Source organism: Candidatus Paceibacterota bacterium, assembly GCA_026195275.1.
Taxonomy (GTDB): domain Bacteria; phylum Patescibacteriota; class Minisyncoccia; order Phycocordibacterales; family JABMNX01; genus JABMNX01.
On record JAPHQU010000003.1, the window covers coordinates 23,128 to 40,556 of the forward strand.

At 49.6% G+C, this 17,429-nt stretch carries 15 protein-coding genes and 3 tRNA genes; 12 read left to right on the plus strand and 6 right to left on the minus strand.

From position 1 onward, the window contains the following. Nucleotides 1–39: 39 nt before the first annotated feature. Nucleotides 40–2,730, plus strand: coding sequence for an AAA family ATPase (locus OQJ98_01690; GenBank protein ID MCW9054674.1), 2,691 nt, complete (start codon nucleotides 40–42; stop codon nucleotides 2,728–2,730). Between the two features lie 53 nt (nucleotides 2,731–2,783). Here the strand turns inward: OQJ98_01690 and OQJ98_01695 are convergent. Beyond that, nucleotides 2,784–2,867 (minus strand) — tRNA-Tyr (locus tag OQJ98_01695). Between the two features lie 102 nt (nucleotides 2,868–2,969). Between OQJ98_01695 and OQJ98_01700 the strand changes: the two genes are divergently transcribed. The 3 genes from OQJ98_01700 (at nucleotide 2,970) to OQJ98_01710 (ending at nucleotide 4,189) form a co-directional block, all read left to right on the plus strand. Beyond that, nucleotides 2,970–3,806 carry a pilin gene (locus OQJ98_01700; protein MCW9054675.1) on the plus strand — a complete coding sequence of 279 codons (837 nt, stop codon included), beginning with the start codon at nucleotides 2,970–2,972 and terminating at the stop codon, nucleotides 3,804–3,806. Between the two features lie 58 nt (nucleotides 3,807–3,864). Continuing rightward, a complete protein-coding gene (gene rpmG, locus OQJ98_01705) occupies nucleotides 3,865–4,023 on the plus strand; it encodes a 50S ribosomal protein L33 (protein ID MCW9054676.1) in 159 nt (52 codons plus the stop codon). Between the two features lie 95 nt (nucleotides 4,024–4,118). Further along, nucleotides 4,119–4,189 (plus strand) — tRNA-Trp (locus tag OQJ98_01710). 220 nt (nucleotides 4,190–4,409) lie between these two features. Here the strand turns inward: OQJ98_01710 and miaA are convergent. Beyond that, on the minus strand, nucleotides 4,410–5,327 hold the full coding sequence (gene miaA, locus OQJ98_01715) for a tRNA (adenosine(37)-N6)-dimethylallyltransferase MiaA (protein ID MCW9054677.1): 918 nt from the start codon (nucleotides 5,325–5,327) through the stop codon (nucleotides 4,410–4,412). A 55-nt stretch (nucleotides 5,328–5,382) separates the two neighbouring features. On the opposite strand from miaA, the gene OQJ98_01720 reads away from it, so the two are divergent. After that, nucleotides 5,383–5,919 carry a peroxiredoxin gene (locus tag OQJ98_01720; protein MCW9054678.1) on the plus strand — a complete coding sequence of 179 codons (537 nt, stop codon included), beginning with the start codon at nucleotides 5,383–5,385 and terminating at the stop codon, nucleotides 5,917–5,919. Between the two features lie 167 nt (nucleotides 5,920–6,086). On the opposite strand, the gene OQJ98_01725 is transcribed toward OQJ98_01720, so the two are convergent. Further along, nucleotides 6,087–6,171: transfer RNA gene (locus OQJ98_01725), tRNA-Leu, on the minus strand. Nucleotides 6,172–6,313: 142 nt separating this feature from the next. Here OQJ98_01725 and OQJ98_01730 point away from each other — a divergent pair. Beyond that, nucleotides 6,314–7,375 (plus strand): ParB/RepB/Spo0J family partition protein, encoded by a 1,062-nt coding sequence (locus OQJ98_01730; protein MCW9054679.1) that lies wholly within the window; start codon nucleotides 6,314–6,316, stop codon nucleotides 7,373–7,375. Nucleotides 7,376–7,415: 40 nt separating this feature from the next. Here the strand turns inward: OQJ98_01730 and OQJ98_01735 are convergent, their stop codons facing one another. Then, a complete protein-coding gene (locus OQJ98_01735) occupies nucleotides 7,416–8,936 on the minus strand; it encodes an HD domain-containing protein (protein MCW9054680.1) in 1,521 nt (506 codons plus the stop codon). Nucleotides 8,937–8,999: 63 nt separating this feature from the next. On the opposite strand from OQJ98_01735, the gene OQJ98_01740 reads away from it, so the two are divergent. Then, entirely contained in the window at nucleotides 9,000–9,230 is a 231-nt protein-coding gene (locus OQJ98_01740) for a hypothetical protein (GenBank protein MCW9054681.1), read from the plus strand. 68 nt (nucleotides 9,231–9,298) lie between these two features. Here OQJ98_01740 and topA read toward each other — a convergent pair whose 3' ends face one another. Both topA and dprA read right to left on the minus strand, forming a co-directional pair. Then, nucleotides 9,299–11,692, minus strand: a complete 2,394-nt coding sequence (topA, locus tag OQJ98_01745; protein ID MCW9054682.1) for a type I DNA topoisomerase — start codon at nucleotides 11,690–11,692, stop codon at nucleotides 9,299–9,301. Between the two features lie 47 nt (nucleotides 11,693–11,739). Further along, nucleotides 11,740–12,600, minus strand: a complete 861-nt coding sequence (dprA, locus tag OQJ98_01750) for a DNA-processing protein DprA (protein MCW9054683.1) — start codon at nucleotides 12,598–12,600, stop codon at nucleotides 11,740–11,742. A 38-nt stretch (nucleotides 12,601–12,638) separates the two neighbouring features. Between dprA and serS the strand changes: the two genes are divergently transcribed. From serS to dnaX, 5 genes are all read left to right on the plus strand, one after another. Further along, entirely contained in the window at nucleotides 12,639–13,901 is a 1,263-nt protein-coding gene (gene serS, locus OQJ98_01755; protein MCW9054684.1) for a serine--tRNA ligase, read from the plus strand. A 4-nt stretch (nucleotides 13,902–13,905) separates the two neighbouring features. Next, nucleotides 13,906–14,727, plus strand: a complete 822-nt coding sequence (locus OQJ98_01760; GenBank protein MCW9054685.1) for an FtsQ-type POTRA domain-containing protein — start codon at nucleotides 13,906–13,908, stop codon at nucleotides 14,725–14,727. Between the two features lie 216 nt (nucleotides 14,728–14,943). After that, entirely contained in the window at nucleotides 14,944–15,915 is a 972-nt protein-coding gene (locus OQJ98_01765) for a tRNA-dihydrouridine synthase (GenBank protein ID MCW9054686.1), read from the plus strand. A 60-nt stretch (nucleotides 15,916–15,975) separates the two neighbouring features. Next, entirely contained in the window at nucleotides 15,976–16,197 is a 222-nt protein-coding gene (locus tag OQJ98_01770; protein MCW9054687.1) for a hypothetical protein, read from the plus strand. Between the two features lie 101 nt (nucleotides 16,198–16,298). Then, nucleotides 16,299–17,351 carry a DNA polymerase III subunit gamma/tau gene (dnaX, locus tag OQJ98_01775; GenBank protein ID MCW9054688.1) on the plus strand — a complete coding sequence of 351 codons (1,053 nt, stop codon included), beginning with the start codon at nucleotides 16,299–16,301 and terminating at the stop codon, nucleotides 17,349–17,351. Nucleotides 17,352–17,429 lie beyond the last annotated feature (78 nt).

A 17,429-nucleotide genomic window follows, 5' to 3' on the forward strand; every position in this document is an offset into this window, starting at 1 on the left:
TGTATACCTCTAATCATCTAAAACCTAATTCTCTGGGACATGACACCATTCAACAATTTCACGAATAAAGCAAAAGAAGCGGTGCGCAAGGCGCACGAGCTGGGGATTGAGCGTGGTCAAAATCACATCAACCCTCTTCATCTTCTCACCGCACTTGTGCTGCAAGAAGAGAGTATGGTGCTTTCAATACTTGAGCGTATGGATATAGACACTATTGGACTCACTGATGTCCTTATTGAGGCAATGGAGGGGTTTGAGGGAGGCTCGGTTCTCTCAACATCTCACCAACTCTATCTCACCCCTGAGCTCGCGCAGGTGCTTGAGGAAGCAGGTAAGGTAGCGGAGAGTTTCAGTGACTCGTTTGTCTCAACAGAGCATCTGCTCATCGCGATTATCGATAATCCGGGACCGGCACGCGAGGTATTGATGCAGTTTCAGATTGATCGGAACGCAGTCCTCAATGTGTTTAACGAGCTTCGTGAGAGCGGTGAGGGAGCAGAGTCTTCTGGAAGTCGGCAGAACCGGGCACTCGGTCGCTACACACGCTCGCTTACGACGCTCGCTACCGAGAATAAACTCGACCCAGTCATTGGTCGTGATAAGGAGATTACACGAGTGATCCAGATTCTCTCGCGCCGCACCAAGAACAACCCGATCCTTATTGGAGAGCCTGGAGTGGGAAAGACCGCAATTGCTGAGGGTCTTGCACAACGTATGGCCTCGGGCGACGTCCCTGAATCACTCAAGAATAAAGAACTCGTGATACTCGACCTTGGTCTTCTTATTGCGGGGACCAAGTACCGTGGAGAATTTGAAGAGCGTCTCAAGAGTATTATGAAAGAAGTTGAGCGTGCAGAAGGGAGAATCATTCTCTTTATTGACGAGATTCACACACTCGTGGGGGCCGGTGCCGCTGAAGGATCAATGGACGCATCAAACATGCTCAAGCCCGCTCTTGCGCGAGGTGAGCTTCGGGTAATCGGTGCTACCACACTCAAGGAGTACCAAAAGCATATCGAACGAGATGCCGCACTCACCCGTCGTTTTCAGCCGGTTTATGTAAGTGAGCCGGGTATCGAGGATGCGGTTGCTATTTTGCGCGGCCTTAAGGAAAAGTACGAACTCTTCCACGGCGTGCATATTACTGACGATGCAATCGTCTCAGCAGTGACGCTCTCATCACGTTATATTTCCGACCGATTTTTGCCCGATAAGGCGGTTGATCTTATTGATGAAGCATCTTCATCACTTCGTATCTCTCTTGAGAATAAGCCGCCAATCCTTGAAGAGACACATCGTAAGGTTGTGCGTCTTGAGATCGAGAAGGAGGCACTGAAGAAAGATGCGGAGAGTGGCGACAAAAAGGCAAAGGAACGGACCAAGAAGATCGAAAAAGAGATCTCTGACCTTAAAGAAAAAACCTCAGAGCTTGAGCTCAAATGGACAAACGAGAAAGAGGTTCTTGGAGAGATTAAATCGCTTAAGAAGGAGCTTGAAGAGTTGCGTCTTGAGGCCGAGGCGGCAGAGGCAACTACCGACCTTGCGCGTGCCGCTGAGATCCGCTACGGTACGATCCCGCAGCTTGAGAAAGATCTCACAAGCAAGACAAAGAGACTTAAGAAGTTGCAGAGTTCGCGCCGTATTCTTAAAGAAGAGATCACCGAATCAGATATTGCTGACGTGGTGTCCCGCTGGACGGGAATCCCGGTTGCACGGATGCTCGAAGAAGAAGCAGAAAAACTCTCTCGCATGGAGGAAGAGTTGAAGACACACATTATCGGTCAAGATAATGCGGTGAAGTTGGTGTCTGATGCGGTGAAGCGGTCGCGTGCCGGGATTTCAGACCCTAATCGGCCGATTGGTTCGTTCCTCTTCCTTGGTCCGACCGGCGTGGGTAAGACTGAGCTTACCAAAGCACTCACTGAGTTTCTCTTTGATAACGATCAAGCGCTTGTGCGTGTTGATATGTCCGAGTACATGGAGAAACATTCGGTCTCAAAGATCATTGGCTCACCTCCCGGGTATGTCGGACACGAAGAGGGAGGAAGTCTGACCGAGACGGTCCGTCACCGCCCGTACTCAGTGCTCCTCTTTGACGAGATCGAGAAGGCACATCCTGAAGTATTCAATATCTTACTTCAAGTACTCGACAACGGTCACCTCACTGATGCGAAAGGGCGCAAGGTGAATTTTAAAAACACGGTCATCATTTTGACCTCGAATATCGGTGCGACGTACATTGATAGTATGACAAAGTTTGGATTTGTGAATAGTGCCGATTCTGATGTCACGCAGTATGATGACGCGAAAGACAAGGTCATGCGCGCACTTAAAGACCATTTCCGTCCGGAGTTTATCAATCGTCTTGATGAGATTATTATTTTTGACATCCTTTCTCAAAAGGCGATAGAAGAGATTGTGAAGATCCAAGTAGGGATTGTTATTGATCGCCTCAGCGAAAAGGAGATTAGACTCAAGGTATCGCCCGAAGTGCTCGCATACTTAGCGAAGAAGGGGTACAACCCACAGTATGGTGCGCGTCCGCTCAAACGCCTAATCCAGTCAAAGATTCTCACACCAATTGCGAGTCTTATGGTCTCGCGTGGTGTTATGGAAGGTGGAGCAATATCGGTTGACATAAAAGAGGACGAATTCACTTTTGATGTGAAGAAGCGCCCAGTACGGACACGGAAGATAGCGCCAAAAAAGAAAGCAAAAGTGGGCGTGTAGACTGACACTTGTTTAAAAGAAAAACACCAACCCCGGGTTGGTGTTTTTGATTGTGCGCCGGGTTGGATTTGAACCAACGTAGGGCGATGCCCGTCAGATTTACAGTCTGATGCAATTGACCACTCTGCCACCGACGCAATACAGGCCATTTTATACTGTTTACACCTTTTTCTCAAGCATTTCATTTACACAAAGATACCTTGTCCTGAGCCGGATTCCCATATATTATTGAATACATAATGAACCTCTCAAGACATTTCACCCCAATCCTCGTCTTTTTAATGGTCCTTGTTGCAGTGTTTTCTGTGTTCCTCCTCGTGCCACTAGAGGTGCAAGCAGCAGGGCTTGTGCCGTGTGGTGGCCCAGGCGAGCCGGAGTGTAACCTCTGCTATGCGATGCAGCTAATTCAGAATGTTATCGAGTTTGCGGTGCGCATCACTTTCATCCTCGCCGCACTCCTCTTTGCGTACGCAGGCTTTCTCTTCTTTACCGGCGGCTCAGACCCAGGGCAGATCAGCAAAGCAAAAAAGGTGTTCACCAATACTTTCATTGGTATTGTGATTGTGCTTACCTCATGGTTGGTTGTCGACATACTCCTCAAGACGCTTGCTGGTCAAGGACTCACACCGTTCACGGATATTCTCTGTGGGCAGACGGAGGCTCCAAGGACACAGGCGACCCAACCCTCACAACAAGGAGGCGGTATACAAGCGAGCGGGAGCCAGCTTACCGGTCCGGGGAGTGGTGCAAAGGAGTACCAATGGACAACAGTTCCTTTTAACCAATACTGTAGTGATGTAAAAGGCGAAGGATGGGTGAATGTTGATTCGCGTTTTTGTGGCGGGTCCAATCCCGGATCAGAGACGAGTTGTTGTGGCCTCTTTCCTTCGTCAGCTGACATGGAGACAATAGGTTCGAGCGTCTTTGATGCGGCAAACACTCAAGGTGTTGAGAACTTTGCCAGCCAATGTGCTGATCAGGGTGGATATGTACGATATTCATGCCTTTCTTGGGGGTATGACGCGGAGACCGACGTTGAGGTGTGCGAGCGTGCGGAATACAGCTGTATTAAGTAGGGGCGTTTGACCTTTCTCACCCTTTTGTTATAGTGTGTGAACTTTTAAAATATACAATATGTCACAAGATAGATTGATAAAACTCGCGTGCCAGGACTGTAAGCGCATCAACTACTGGTCAAGCAAAAACAAGAAGCTTGTTGAGCGGAAGATTGAGCTCAAGAAGTGGTGTAAATGGTGCAAAAAGCAGACTCCTCACAAGGAGATGAAGAAATAATTTATCCAGGTTTTAGGGATTAGGTGTTAGGTAATAGGGGGAAACAGAAAAGTGCTCAAATGAGCACTTTTCTGTTATACTACACGGGTATATTTGGGCGATTAGTTAAGTGGCATAACAAAGGTCTCCAAAACCTTAGTCGGGGGTTCGATTCCCTCATCGCCCGCAACAAACAAGAACAACCCGATGAGGGTTGTTTTTGTTTGTCAGAATTGGATGTGATGAGGGAATCGGTGTCAGCTCACTAACCCATTTTCATACGATATATCGTATGAAAATGGGGGGGTGGCTCCTACCCGGACTCGCTTCACTCCGTCCTTCGATCCTCTCATTGCCCGCAACATTTCCATTTCAATGCTCCATCTCGGGCACATTGAAATTGTAGCTTACTCTTCCATGAATTCGTCGACTGTCCTGAGCACTTCTTTTATATCTTGTGGCGAGAACCATTTGATATCTTTGTCTCGCTTGAACCACGTCCGTTGACGTTTTGCGTACTGCCAGATCTTTTGCTCAAGCTCTGCGAGCATCTCTTCTCTTGATATCAATCCTTGAAGGTGACGAGCCATGTAGCGGTACTCAAGTCCGAGCTGCTCCATGCGCTCCCACGAGACACCTTCTTCGTGAAGTCGTTCCGCTTCTTCAAGCATCCCCTCTTCCATGCGAGAGAGAAGCCGACGGTGAATCTTGTCTTTAAGCACATCATCGGGTAGATCGATACCAATCTTGAGGGCGCCATATGGGCAGTCCTGCTTTGGTCGGGGCACACTCCCAAGTGCTTCTGCTATCTCAATAGCGCGTACGAGGCGCGACTTGTTACTCTGGTCGATCGTCTCTGCTCGCGCCTGGTCAAGCTCTAAGAGTCGCTCGAGAAGTTCCTCTTTGGAGAGCTTCTCAAGTACTTCACGAAGCTTCATGTTCGGTTCAACTTCAGGGAGTGATGTCTCACCAAGGAACGCGGAGAGATAAAAGCCGGTACCACCCGCGATGATGGGAAGCTTGCTTCGCTCGAGTATGTCCACTACTGCGCTTTGCGCCATTTGAGTAAAATCTGCCGCAGTGAAGACACCTTTCGGGTCGGCGACATCGAGGAGGTGGTGCGGGACACCACGCATTTCATCTTCGGTGATCTTGCCTGAGCCAATATCGAGCCCTCGGTAGACTTGCCGTGAATCAACCGAGACGACTTCGCCATCAAATTGGAGCGCAATCTCGACCGCAAGGTCGCTCTTACCGGAAGCTGTTGGACCAACGACTGCAATGATCTTTGGACGCATTTCTTTTGTTGTCGTCTTTTTTGACATGTATTCTGGTATTGATATACTTTTCAGTGTTACACACTTAAAACAAACATAGCATATGTCAGAAAATCACACAGCAGAAGGGAAGCCTATCCCGAGCGTAGTCTTTAAGATGCGCGTAAAGAACGAATCTGGAGACTTCGACTGGAAGGACGTCTCAAGTGACGAGATCTTCAGTGGAAAGAAGGTAGTGCTCTTCGCACTTCCGGGAGCGTTCACCCCAACTTGTTCATCAACCCACTTGCCGGGGTATGAGGCGTCATATGACGAACTCAAAGGACTCGGTGTTGATGAGGTGTACTGCCTTTCGGTGAACGATGCATTCGTGATGAACGCATGGGCAAAGGACCAGGGGGTCAGTAAAGTAAAGCTTATTCCTGACGGAAGCGGGGAGTTCACACGCGCTATTGGTATGATGGTCAAGAAGGAAAACCTCGGATTTGGCGATCGTTCATGGCGCTACAGCCTCCACGCAGAAGACGGAATCATTAAGAAGATGTTCATCGAGCCGGGGTTTGAGGACAACTGTTCTTCTGATCCATTTGAGGTGTCAGATGCACAGACCATGATTCGACACCTTAAGGGGGAAGAGTAACCAAACAGCATATACACCAAACACAAACACCCCACACGAGTGGGGTGTTTGTATTACTCGCCAACGTAGCCTGAGTATGTTGAGAAAATAAATGACCCACATGTGCGCCATTTATTTTTTGTGCCGACAGGCAGGTTTTGAGACTTTCTGTTTTTCTTCAGAACAAATGGTGGGCGTGGAGGGGGTCGAACCCTCAAGCCTTGCGGCACACGATTTTGAGTCGTGCGCGTATACCAATTCCGCCACACGCCCCCCATTTGTTCTGAAGAATGATGAATAGCTTTCAGTCATCGCTATTCATTACCAATTCCGCCATCTCGGCATGTACGTTGTGTACGCAAAGTGTATCTAAATTTAGAACGCTTCGCAATTAGTGGTATAATATTGTGCAACCATGACAGACAGTTTCTATAACAATTCGATCTTCTGGGTTGAGGTTGAGAAGGTGCATCCGAACCCATATCAGCCACGAAAAGAGTTTGATGAAGCTCGCCTCAGCGACCTTGCAGATTCGATTCGTCAGTATGGGGTTCTTCAGCCGCTTGTTGTCACACGTTATGAAATCGAGAAAGAAGACGGTGGACTCGCGACCGAGTACGAGCTTATCGCAGGTGAGCGACGTCTTCGCGCATCACGCTTAGCCGGACTCGCGCAAGTGCCGGTGTTGATCCGCGCGCAAGAAGATTCAAGCAAGGCAAAACTCGAGCTTGCAATCATTGAAAACTTGCAGCGAGAGGATCTTAATCCGGTTGATCGCGCACGCGCGTTCAGACGACTTGCAGACGAATTCAAACTTAAACACACTGAAATCGGTAAGAAGGTCGGTAAGAGTCGCGAATATGTCTCTAACACACTGCGCCTCCTTACCATGCCGGAGGAAATGCAGGTTGCCCTTGCTGAAGGCAAGATCACCGAGGGGCACACACGACCGATTCTTATGCTCTCCGACAAGGAAGACGAACAACACACTCTCTTCAAAGAGATTCTCTACAAGAAGCTCACTGTGCGTGAGGCAGAATCTATCGCGCGGCGCGCAGCGCAAAATCGTGTACGGAAGCGAGAGTACACCATGACTCCTGAACTTCTCGAGTTAGAGAACCAGCTGACTGAGCGTCTCGGTACGCGCGTACAGATCGAGAAGCGTGAAGCGGGAGGGCGCGTACACATCGACTATTTCACACTTGAAGATCTTCGCGCCATCCTCGAGAAGATAGAGGGCGAGCGGACTGCTAATGGTGAAGAAAAAGGATTTCTCAGTCGACTTGCGGCTTTCGCTGCACAGGAGCCACAAAAAGGAGAGACCACTGAATCTCGAGAAGAGGTAGCAATAGAGGAGCAACTCACACACACAGAAGCTAGCGAAGCGGAAGAGCTACCTATTGATGACCGCACAGCAGAAGAGCAAAGAAGAGATGAAGACGAGGATCTGTATTCAGTGAAGAATTTTTCAATCTAGACTCTAGAGTAATCCTAAAGACGCAGCCCTTGTTGTGTGTCTACTTTGTAGGCTCAAGCGCGCTCCTGATATGACGCTTAGCGAGCGTTGTCTTTGCAAACTGGAGCCATTTGCGGCTTGGTTTGCTTTTTTCTTTAGTGAGGACTTCTACAATATCGCCGTTCTTGAGTTTGGTGTCGAGTGACGCCATTTTTCCATTCACTTTCACACCCGATATATGATCACCAATGTCTGAGTGGATTGCGTAGGCAAAGTCGATTGGGCTGGAGTCAATCGGGAGATCGATCACATCTCCGTCAGGAGTGAAGGCAAAGACACGATGGCTAAAGAAATCAGCTTTGATATCGCTCAGATATTCTTCTCGTCCTCGCTTTGTTGTGGTGTGTGCCTCAGCGACCTGTTTAATCCACCCCGGAATATTTTCCTGCACGGTCGTGTTTTCCTTTTTGTTTTGTTTTGCGGTTCTCTCAACACCGAGAAGCGGTAGGAACTGCCGTACCCAATCAAGTCCAAGATGTTTTTCGCCGCGTTGATCTGCCTTGTATGAGATATGTGACGCAATACCGAATTCTGCCTCGTGATGCATCTGCTCGGTCCGTATCTGCACCTCAACAGCTCCGGTTATTCCGGTAAATACTGTGGTATGTATACTCTGATAACCGTTTGGCTTGGGGAAAGCAATATAGTCTTTAATTTTTCCCGGAAGCGGACGCCACATACCATGCACGACACCAAGTACGCGATAACAATCACCGACGGTCGGTACGATGATTCGGATTGCGGTTATGTCGTGTATCTTTGATATATCAAAATCCTTTCTCTCAAGTTTCTTGAAGAGGCTATACACACTCTTTACCCGCTCCTCTGATCTAAAGTCGGTAATGCCTTCTTCGACCAACCCCTTCTTTATGGAACGAAGTACTTTCTGGAGATTCTTCTCGCTTTCAGCGCGACGCGCCTTGAGGAGCTTCTTCACTTCTTCACTCTCCTTGGGGTAGATGTACGGGAAAGCAAGATCCTCAAGTTCGCGCCTGATCTTACCCATACCGAGTCGATCGGCGATCGGCGCGTAGATCTCGAGGGTCTCAAGTGCGATACGGCGCTGTTTCTCTGTTGGTACATGTTCGAGTGTCATCATGTTGTGCCGACGATCCATGAGTTTAATGATGACTACTCGCACATCTTGCGAGGTAGCGACAAAAAGCTTGCGCAGGCTTTCTGTGTGACGCTCTACGCCGCGGTAACGAACCTTTCCAAGTTTGGTCACCCCGTCGACAAGGAAGAGGACCTCTTTGCCAAACTCCTTCTCTATTGTCTCAGGGGAGACTTCTGCATCCTCGATGGTGTCGTGGAGGAGTCCCGCAGCTATCGACTGGGCACCGACACCAATATCAGCAAGGCCTTTTGCGGTCTCAGAGAGATGGTTGAAGTATGGCTCACCTGAGTAGCGGGTGTGTTCTTTATGTGCTTCTTTCGAGAATTCATACGCCTTGGTTATGAGCGCGACGTCTTTCTCGCTAGGCGAGTTGAGTAGTTTGATGATTTCCTTGACATCAGTCATAATCTACATGATACTGTTATATTAGATTTTGGCAAATAAGGGAATAAGGAAAGGTATCCTAGTATGGCGGGAAACAACACAAAAGTCTTTCAGACCCCCCTTGCGCCAGGCGAGACTGCGACCATGAACCTTGGTCTTGGGAGGACGCTCAGGGTCGTATGTCACGACGACGGCACAATCGAGGCGACGGAAGAATTCAACTCCAACCTTCGTTGCGCGATTCTCGAGGGTGAACAGCAAGAAGAATCCCCAGATGAAGCCGCTCACTTCTTGGTCTCAAATCCATTGTTTTGAGGACGCCACACAAAACAACACAGGCCGCTACGAAAGTAGCGGCCTGATATTTATTTTATATAGTTAAGCTAATTTTGTTTATACAACTCAAGCGCGTCTTCAACAGTGAGTGCATCAACATCAGTATTCTCAGGGAGCATAATGCGCTTAAATCCCTTCTTTAGGTATCTGCCCGATTTCGACTCAAAGACCTTAATCATGTTCTTGGTCTTGGGGTTAAGTCCAACCTCCTTAATAAGTTTCTCTCCGGCACGGGTCTTCTTTGGTTCCTTGAGTATCTCAAGTGCACGCTCGAAAGTGATAGTATATGGGTCGTCCTCGCCTTTCAGTGAGCGGAAGTCGCCGACGTGAACAATGTATGGCCCAAAGCGCCCAACATTTGCGACAACCGGCTCGTCGGTCTCCGGGTGTGTTCCAAGTTCACGAGGAAGTGAAAGATACTTCAGCGCATCCTCGAGGGTTACCTCATCGGGTTTCTTGTCTTTAGGTATACCCGCGCGGCGTGGTTTCGGGTCGCGTTTCGCGACCGGGATCGTCTTACCGTCGTCGTTTTTTGTTGCGGGCATCTCGCCAAGCTGGACGTATGGTCCGAAGCGGCCGGTGAGTACGTAGATATTCTCACCAGTCTCCGGATGTACACCAATTGGTTCGTCTCCTTTAATCTCGGAACCGTCAATCATGCGCGCACCGGTGCACTCAGGGAACTTGCTACACGAGAGGAATTTGCCACCGCGGCCGAGTTTGATGACCATTGAAGCATTACACTCGGGGCAGGGGAATTCTTTCGGCCCTTCACCAAGGTTGGTGAGCTTCTCGATATCTTCCTTTGATGCGACCGCTTTTGAGAATGGTGTGTAAAAGTCTTTAAGTGTTTTTGTGTACTCGCGTGACCCTTCAGCAATCTCATCGAGCTCGTGCTCCATTTCGCTGGTAAAGGTGTCTGAAATGTAATTTGCAAAATGTTCCTCAAGAAAGGTTGAGACTACGTCTCCGGTGTCAGTTGGAATAAGTGTACGTCCTTCTTTCTCGACGTACCCACGGTCATTGAGTGTCTTCATGGTCGAGGCATATGTCGATGGGCGACCGATGCCGCGTTTTTCAAGCTCTTTGATGAGCCCCGCCTCAATGTAACGGTTCGGTGGTTCGGTTTGCTTCGCTTCGACCTCAACCTCACTAACAGAAAGGGAGTCGCCTTTCGCGAGTTTCGGTACTTCAATATCTTCGCCACGTGCGCGAGTGTCTACCTTGAGCCATCCGTCAAAGACGACTCGAGAACCATTCACGGCAAAGTCGGGGATAGACTCGCTTGTGCCCGAGACATTAGCGAGCACTTTGGTTCGTTTGATTTTCGCGTCAGTCATCTGTGATGAGACAGCACGTTCCCAGATGAGCTCATAGAGTCGTTTTTGGTCCTCGGTTGTGCCGACTGAGCGTTTTGCGAAATTTGACGGACGGATGGCCTCGTGGGCTTCTTGCGCTGACGCGCTCTTGGTCTTGTAGGTACGTGGTGCTACGTACTCCGCTCCGTATTCTTCATGAAGGAGGGCGAGGATTTGCTTTTGCGCAACCGCACTCATATTGGTCGAGTCAGTACGCATGTAGGTGATGTGCCCAGCTTCGTAGAGCTTTTGCGCGGCACCCATGGTGCGACTCGGCGCAAAGCCGAGTCGGGTTGAGGCCGACTGCTGGAGCGTCGAGGTGGTGAATGGCGCGCGCGCCGATCGTTTTGCCTCAGTCTCTTTTATGTCGGTGACCGCCCAGTTGTGTGCTTCGCCAATTTTCTTGATACGGTCTACTTCCTTCTTTGCATTGGGCTTTTCGGTGCAAAGGAAGGGTATTGCTGTCTTGTTTTGTGCTTCGGCGTGTGCAGTGAGTACGAAGAATTCCTCAGGCTCAAATGCACGGATCTCGCGTTCGCGCTCCATGATGATGCGAAGTGCGGGGGACTGCACACGTCCGGCAGAGAGTCCGTAGCGTACTTTCTTCCAGATGAGTCCTGAGAGGTCGTAGCCGACAAGACGGTCAAGCACTCTACGCGCTTCTTGCGCCTGCTTCAGGTGCTCGTCAATGGTGCGCGGATGCTTCATCGCTTCCTGTACCGCGTCTTTAGTGATCTCGTAGAATACCACACGCTTTGGTTTTTTAAGATCAAGCGCTTCCTTGAGGTGCCACGCAATCGCTTCGCCTTCGCGATCGGGGTCGGTCGCGAGAATCACCTCTTCGGCTTCCTTAGCAAGCTCGGTGAGCTCTTTGATAACTTTTTCTTTACCAATGCTTATCTCGTACTGCGGCACAAAACCCGCATCGATATCAATCGCGTTCTTATTGCTCTTAGGAAGATCACGAACATGTCCGACTGAGGCTCGGACGGTGTATTCGCCCGCCTGTCCGGCAGGCAAGCTATCAAGATATTTTGATATGGTCTTCGCTTTTGCGGGGGACTCTACTATTAATAGTTTCATAAGGATACAGATGTACGCGAAATTAACGTTGTTGTCAAATACGGTGATTATTCAGCGTGTCGTAATTCTCCGAGTCGCTCAACAATAAACCCTTTCAGTTCCATTGAAGAGAGCAGTACATTTGCTTCAGTAATCGGAAGCCCGAGTTGCTCAAGTAGCTCATCACGTGGCATTGGGTGTTCCAGCAACTTTAACACTTTTTGTTCATTTGCTGAAAGGTTTTCATGCTGTTTCTTTTTATCAGAAGTTGTCTCCAGCCCGAGTGCCTCAAGAATGTCATCGCTCGTGGTGACCGGAGTCGCCCCATTACGAATAAGCATGTGAGGGCCATATGATAGCTTCGAGAACACTGAGCCGGGAACAGTGAGTACGTCTCGGTTATACTCCATAGCGAGTCGTGCGGTAATAAGTGTCCCTGAACGATCGCCCGCTTCTATGACCAGTGTCGCGTGTGACATCCCCGCCATAATACGGTTGCGTTGTGGGAAGCTGTACGGTGTCGCGTGGAAGGTCGGCTCAAACTCCGAGAGGAGGGCGCCGCTCGCCTTGAGTATCTCTCGAGCAAGTATATGGTTGGTGCGCGGATAGAGTACATTGTCATTGAGTCCCGAGCCAGGCACTGCTATTGTCTTAAGTCCTGCGCTAAGCGCCGCTTTGTGTGCAATTGCGTCCATGCCAAGCGCGAGCCCTGAGACGATTGCGATGTCGTGACCAAATAGCCCCCTAATGAGTGTCTCGCAGGCATCTTTTCCATACGGCGAGTGTCGGCGCGAGCCGACCACAGCGAGCAGTTTAGTCTCAGGTGAAGGAAGTACCCCACGCACAAAGAGTCGCTTCGGCGGGTCAGGTATCTCCGAGAGAAGTGGCGGAAACTCGATGCGTTTCAGTTGTCTCACCTCGTGCTCCATAGTACTATGTATTCTAACACCCAGGCGGTGGACACTCTATGTTGGATATTAATTTTATACGCGAAAATAAAGAACTTCTAAAAGAAGGAGCGCAGAAAAAGCACATGGAAGTCGACATCGACCGACTTCTTGAGCTTGACGAGAAGCGTCGAGAACTCCTCGGGGTAGTTGAAGAGAAGCGCGCGAAGCAAAACGCGGCAAATGAAGGGATTGCGCAGGCCGACGACGAGTCCCGCTCAAAGCTCATAGCTGAGATGAAAGATATCAAAGAGGGTCTGCAGAAAGAAGAAGAAGAGCTTAAGAAGATAATGGAAGAGTGGCAGACGCTTATGCTTCGCGTGCCGAACATTCCGGACGTGTCGGTCCCTGAAGGCGCAAGCGATGAAGATAATCAAGAGGTGAAAGTGTGGGGGGAGAAGCCACAGTTTGACTTCACCCCAAAGAGTCACATTGATATTATGACCACGCTTGATATGGTCGACTTTGAGCGAGGTGCGAAGGTGCACGGTTTTCGCGGATACTTTCTCAAGAATGACGGAGCACTTCTTTCATACGCAATCTGGGACTACGCACGTGACTTCTTCCTGAAGAAGGGGTTTGACCCGATGATCGTCCCTGCGATTGTCCGAAAGAGCAATCTCTACGGCACCGGGCACCTCCCAAATGAGGCGGAAGATCTCTACGAGACACAGGATGGCGACTACCTTTCGGGCACCGCGGAGGTAGCGACAATGGGTTACTACTCAGACGAGACACTTAAAGCAGAAGACCTTCCAATCAAGAATCTTTCCTTCTCTCCATGTTTCCGTAGAGAGGCGGGAAGCCACGGTAAAGATACCAAGGGGCTCATTCGAGTTCACGAGTTCTACAAATTTGAGCAGGTCATTCTTTGTGAAGCGAGTCATGAAGAGTCTGTTAAGTGGCATGAGTGGCTCAATCGCAACACGGAAGAATTCATTGAGTCGCTCGGTATTCCGTATCACACTGTCGTGAATTGTGGTGGCGACCTTGGGCAAGGTCAGGTGAAGAAGTACGACGTCGAGCTTTGGGTGCCGCTTGAGGAGAAGTATCGTGAAATCGGCTCGACCTCATACTTCCACGATTTTCAGACCCGACGTTTCAATATCAGATACCGCGACAAAGAGGGGAAGAGCCGCTACGCACATTCACTGAACGCCACCGCGATCCCCACGCCACGTATCCTCGTGTCGTTAGTTGAGAACTTCCAGCAAAGTGATGGCTCAGTGATGGTTCCAGAAGTGCTTCGTCCGTATCTGGGCAAAGACCTCATAACGAAATAATGATATGCTTTTTCGCCGACGAAGAGTTCGATCGGAGAAGTTGGTGCGACGCAGACGCCAAGTAATCCTCGCACGACTCGGGGTCACCATTCTCATGGTGCTAATCCTTGTTGGTGGTGCTTCGTGGCTTCTACATAACCCGGCGATCACGCTGACTGATGTGGTTATCCAGGGCAACCACGTGGTAAGCGACGAGGAAATACTCCGCGTGGTCGATAAGACGCTCGCAGGGTCATACCTTCTAATCTTCCCGCGTCGTAGCAGTTTGGTCTATCCCGAGCGTGAACTCAGTCAGCGTTTGTTGGAGGATCTTCCGCGCATCAAGTCGGTAGAGCTCGTGCGTGTAGACCCACACACTCTCTCAATTGAGGTGCGAGAACAACAGCCATCAGTTCTTTGGTGTCGCGAGAGTGCCGAGGGGGCGCTTGATGAGTGTTACTTCGTGAATGAAGACGGGTTTGTGTACGCGCCGGCGCCGAACTTTACCGGCAATGTATTTTTTCGATTTTATGGGGATATCGTCGCTGATAATCCGGTCGGAGAGCACGTGTGGGGATCAGATTTTGATCGGGTGATGCTCTTGATTGGTTCTCTTGGCGACCTTAATATGGTACCGGTTGCACTCCGGCCACTTGATAGGAGTGACGTACGACTTGAGATGGAAGATGGCAGCGCGATCCTCTTTGGCAGAAAACAGCGTCCATCTGAGGTAATCGACAACCTCAACGCGGTGCTCGGTTCAGAAACGTTCGAAGGAGTTTTGGGCGAGGATATCGACTACATCGATCTGCGTTTTGGTAACAAGGTGTACTTTAAGTTACGTTAATACCAATAATAGATATTGACCAAGACACAACGGAGATAAGATAAAAGACCGCCGCAACTTTTGGTTGCGGCGAGGAAAGCGAGTTATTCCGATGAATAGTGTTCCTCGAAATACTGCGGCGAGGTGAGACACTTAATGAGCTCACCCAAAAGATCAGAGACCTTCTTGATCAAAGTCATTGTTCAACTCCCTTCATCTGATACACTGCTATTCAATATGATACAAGGATTCTGGGCAGAAATCAAAAAACCTTTTTTTGTACTTGCACCGATGGCGGATGTCACCGATGTGGCATTTCGGCGTGTTATTGCAAAATATGGAAAACCGGATGTCACCTGGACAGAATTTGTCTCAGCTGACGGGCTCTTCCTCGCAACTGACGAAGGCAGAGAAAAGATTGAACATGATTTACTCTACACCGAGAATGAGCGCCCGATCGTCGTCCAGTTCTTCACCGCGCATCCCGAGATGATGGAGCGTGCTGCGAGACATGCGGCAGAACTCGGTTTTGACGGGTTTGATATCAACATGGGGTGTCCCGATCGAAGTGTCGAGAAACAGGGCTCAGGCGCGGCGCTCATGAAAGACCCTAAGCGATCGCAGGAACTCATTCGTGCGGCAAAACGCGGCATTGAAAGATCTGGTCGCGATATCCCGGTTTCAGTTAAGACCCGTATCGGTTACAACAAGAATGAACTTGAGACATGGCTCCCAATGCTTCTTGAGGTTGAGCCGGCGGCAATCACGGTCCATGCGCGTACACGCAAAGAGATGTCGAAGGTGCCGGCAGACTGGTCGCAGGTTGAGCGTGCAGTTGAGATCCGTGATGCGCTCGGGAAGAAAACGCTCATCATCGGCAATGGTGATGCGCTTGATATAGAGGATGCACGCAAGAAAGCACTTGAAAGTGGTTGCGACGGGGTGATGCTTGGTCGCGCTATCTTTGGTAACCCATGGCTATTCTCGGAGAAGAAGGACATCTCGATTGAAGAGAGACTCCGTGTCCTTGTTGAACACACCAAACTTTTTGAAGAGCTGCTTGGTGGTGTGAAAAGCTTTGCCGTCATGAAGAAACACTATAAAGCATATGTGCACGGATGGGATGGCGCAAAAGAACTACGGATGAAGCTCATGGATGCGGCTGATGCTGCTGAGGTGGAGCAGATTATTTCTAGATACATAGGTTGACTGATCCTGTAAGCGTGTTACTATTATTTTTAGTAAGTTCAATATTTTCAGGGGGCTATAGTGAATAGACTTCATGACTTCAGGGTTGGTGAGACGGTTGTGGTGAAGGAAGAGCTCGCCGCAATTTTCTTAAACGAAAGAGATAAGAGAAGCTGGGCGACCATTCTCAAGGTTGAGCGACGCAGAGGTATGCACCCACTGCTTCACCTGAGGTTTCCGACCGGGACTAAGGCAACAATTTACACCGATGGTGTGGTTCGTCTCCAAAAGGACAGCGTATAGATCTTTCGTCATCTCGTTCTAACCCCACTAAAAAAGCCGTCATCTCGATAGTATGGCGGTTTTTCACTTTCTCCCTAAAAAGTATCTGCTATACTAAGCCCATGTCAGCAGGTTCTCATACAAGCAGCGCGCTCTACCGCAAATACCGTCCGCAGTCATTCAAGGATGTACTTGGTCAGGAACACATTGTCTCCGTACTTGAGGGTGCTATTGCACAAGGTAATATCGCCCACGCGTATCTCTTCTCAGGCACGCGTGGCACGGGTAAGACATCGGTCGCGCGCATCCTTGCGCGCGAGATCGGGTGCTCCGACAAGGATCTCTACGAGATAGATGCTGCGAGCAACCGCGGCATTGACGACATACGCGAACTCCGCGACTCGGTGCACACACTTCCATTTGAATCTCCGTATAAGGTGTATATCATCGATGAGGTACACATGCTCACCAAGGAAGCGTTCAATGCACTCTTGAAAACACTCGAAGAACCACCACAGTATGTGGTCTTCGTGCTTGCCACGACCGAGCTTGAAAAACTCCCCGAGACAATCGTCTCGCGTTGCCAGAGCTTCGCTTTTAAAAAACCGACACAGCAGATGCTCAAGGATATGATTATCCGTGTCGCAAAAAAGGAAGGCTTCTCCGTCGAGACGGCCGCCGCTGATCTTCTTGCGACTCTTGCTGAAGGATCCTTTCGTGATGCGCACGGGGCACTCCAGAAGATCGTCTCATCAAGCATTGACAAGAAAGTAAGCGTCGATGAGGTTGAGCAGGTCACCGGCGCTCCGAAGGGCGAGCTGGTAAATGGACTACTTGAAGCACTTCAGGCGAGAGATCTTAATCAGGCACTTTCCGTGGTCGCGAAGGTTGTCGAGCAGAATGTCGACATGCGCGTCTTTATGAAGATTCTTCTTCAGAAGATGCGCGCAGTGCTCCTGCTTCGCTATGCGAAAGACATGGAGGACAGTTTTAAAGAGCAGTTTACCAAAGAAGACCTCGACCTCCTCAAGAAGCTCAGCGGGGAAGTGGAAGTGCATATTAACTCCAAAGTAATCGATGCTCTTCTTGGTGCTTACACTCACACACAACATACATACATCCCACAACTCCCGCTTGAGCTCGCTCTTGTGAAGCTTCTTGGGAAAGACGAATGATACTTTAAGAGGACTTGCTCCTTTTTGTAGCAGGCGTATAGTGGTTTCAGAAGTATCTGTTAGAGATTGGAAAGAAGG

What these genes read in the sequence shown, in the direction of transcription:
- OQJ98_01690 (MCW9054674.1), top strand. Translation starts at nt 40, where the DNA reads ATGACACCATTCAACAATTTCACGAATAAAGCAAAAGAAGCGGTGCGC.
- OQJ98_01700 (MCW9054675.1), top strand. Translation starts at nt 2,970, where the DNA reads ATGAACCTCTCAAGACATTTCACCCCAATCCTCGTCTTTTTAATGGTC.
- rpmG (MCW9054676.1), top strand. Translation starts at nt 3,865, where the DNA reads ATGTCACAAGATAGATTGATAAAACTCGCGTGCCAGGACTGTAAGCGC.
- miaA (MCW9054677.1), bottom strand. Translation starts at nt 5,327, where the DNA reads ATGTCAAAAAAGACGACAACAAAAGAAATGCGTCCAAAGATCATTGCA.
- OQJ98_01720 (MCW9054678.1), top strand. Translation starts at nt 5,383, where the DNA reads ATGTCAGAAAATCACACAGCAGAAGGGAAGCCTATCCCGAGCGTAGTC.
- OQJ98_01730 (MCW9054679.1), top strand. Translation starts at nt 6,314, where the DNA reads ATGACAGACAGTTTCTATAACAATTCGATCTTCTGGGTTGAGGTTGAG.
- OQJ98_01735 (MCW9054680.1), bottom strand. Translation starts at nt 8,936, where the DNA reads ATGACTGATGTCAAGGAAATCATCAAACTACTCAACTCGCCTAGCGAG.
- OQJ98_01740 (MCW9054681.1), top strand. Translation starts at nt 9,000, where the DNA reads ATGGCGGGAAACAACACAAAAGTCTTTCAGACCCCCCTTGCGCCAGGC.
- topA (MCW9054682.1), bottom strand. Translation starts at nt 11,692, where the DNA reads ATGAAACTATTAATAGTAGAGTCCCCCGCAAAAGCGAAGACCATATCA.
- dprA (MCW9054683.1), bottom strand. Translation starts at nt 12,600, where the DNA reads ATGGAGCACGAGGTGAGACAACTGAAACGCATCGAGTTTCCGCCACTT.
- serS (MCW9054684.1), top strand. Translation starts at nt 12,639, where the DNA reads ATGTTGGATATTAATTTTATACGCGAAAATAAAGAACTTCTAAAAGAA.
- OQJ98_01760 (MCW9054685.1), top strand. Translation starts at nt 13,906, where the DNA reads ATGCTTTTTCGCCGACGAAGAGTTCGATCGGAGAAGTTGGTGCGACGC.
- OQJ98_01765 (MCW9054686.1), top strand. Translation starts at nt 14,944, where the DNA reads ATGATACAAGGATTCTGGGCAGAAATCAAAAAACCTTTTTTTGTACTT.
- dnaX (MCW9054688.1), top strand. Translation starts at nt 16,299, where the DNA reads ATGTCAGCAGGTTCTCATACAAGCAGCGCGCTCTACCGCAAATACCGT.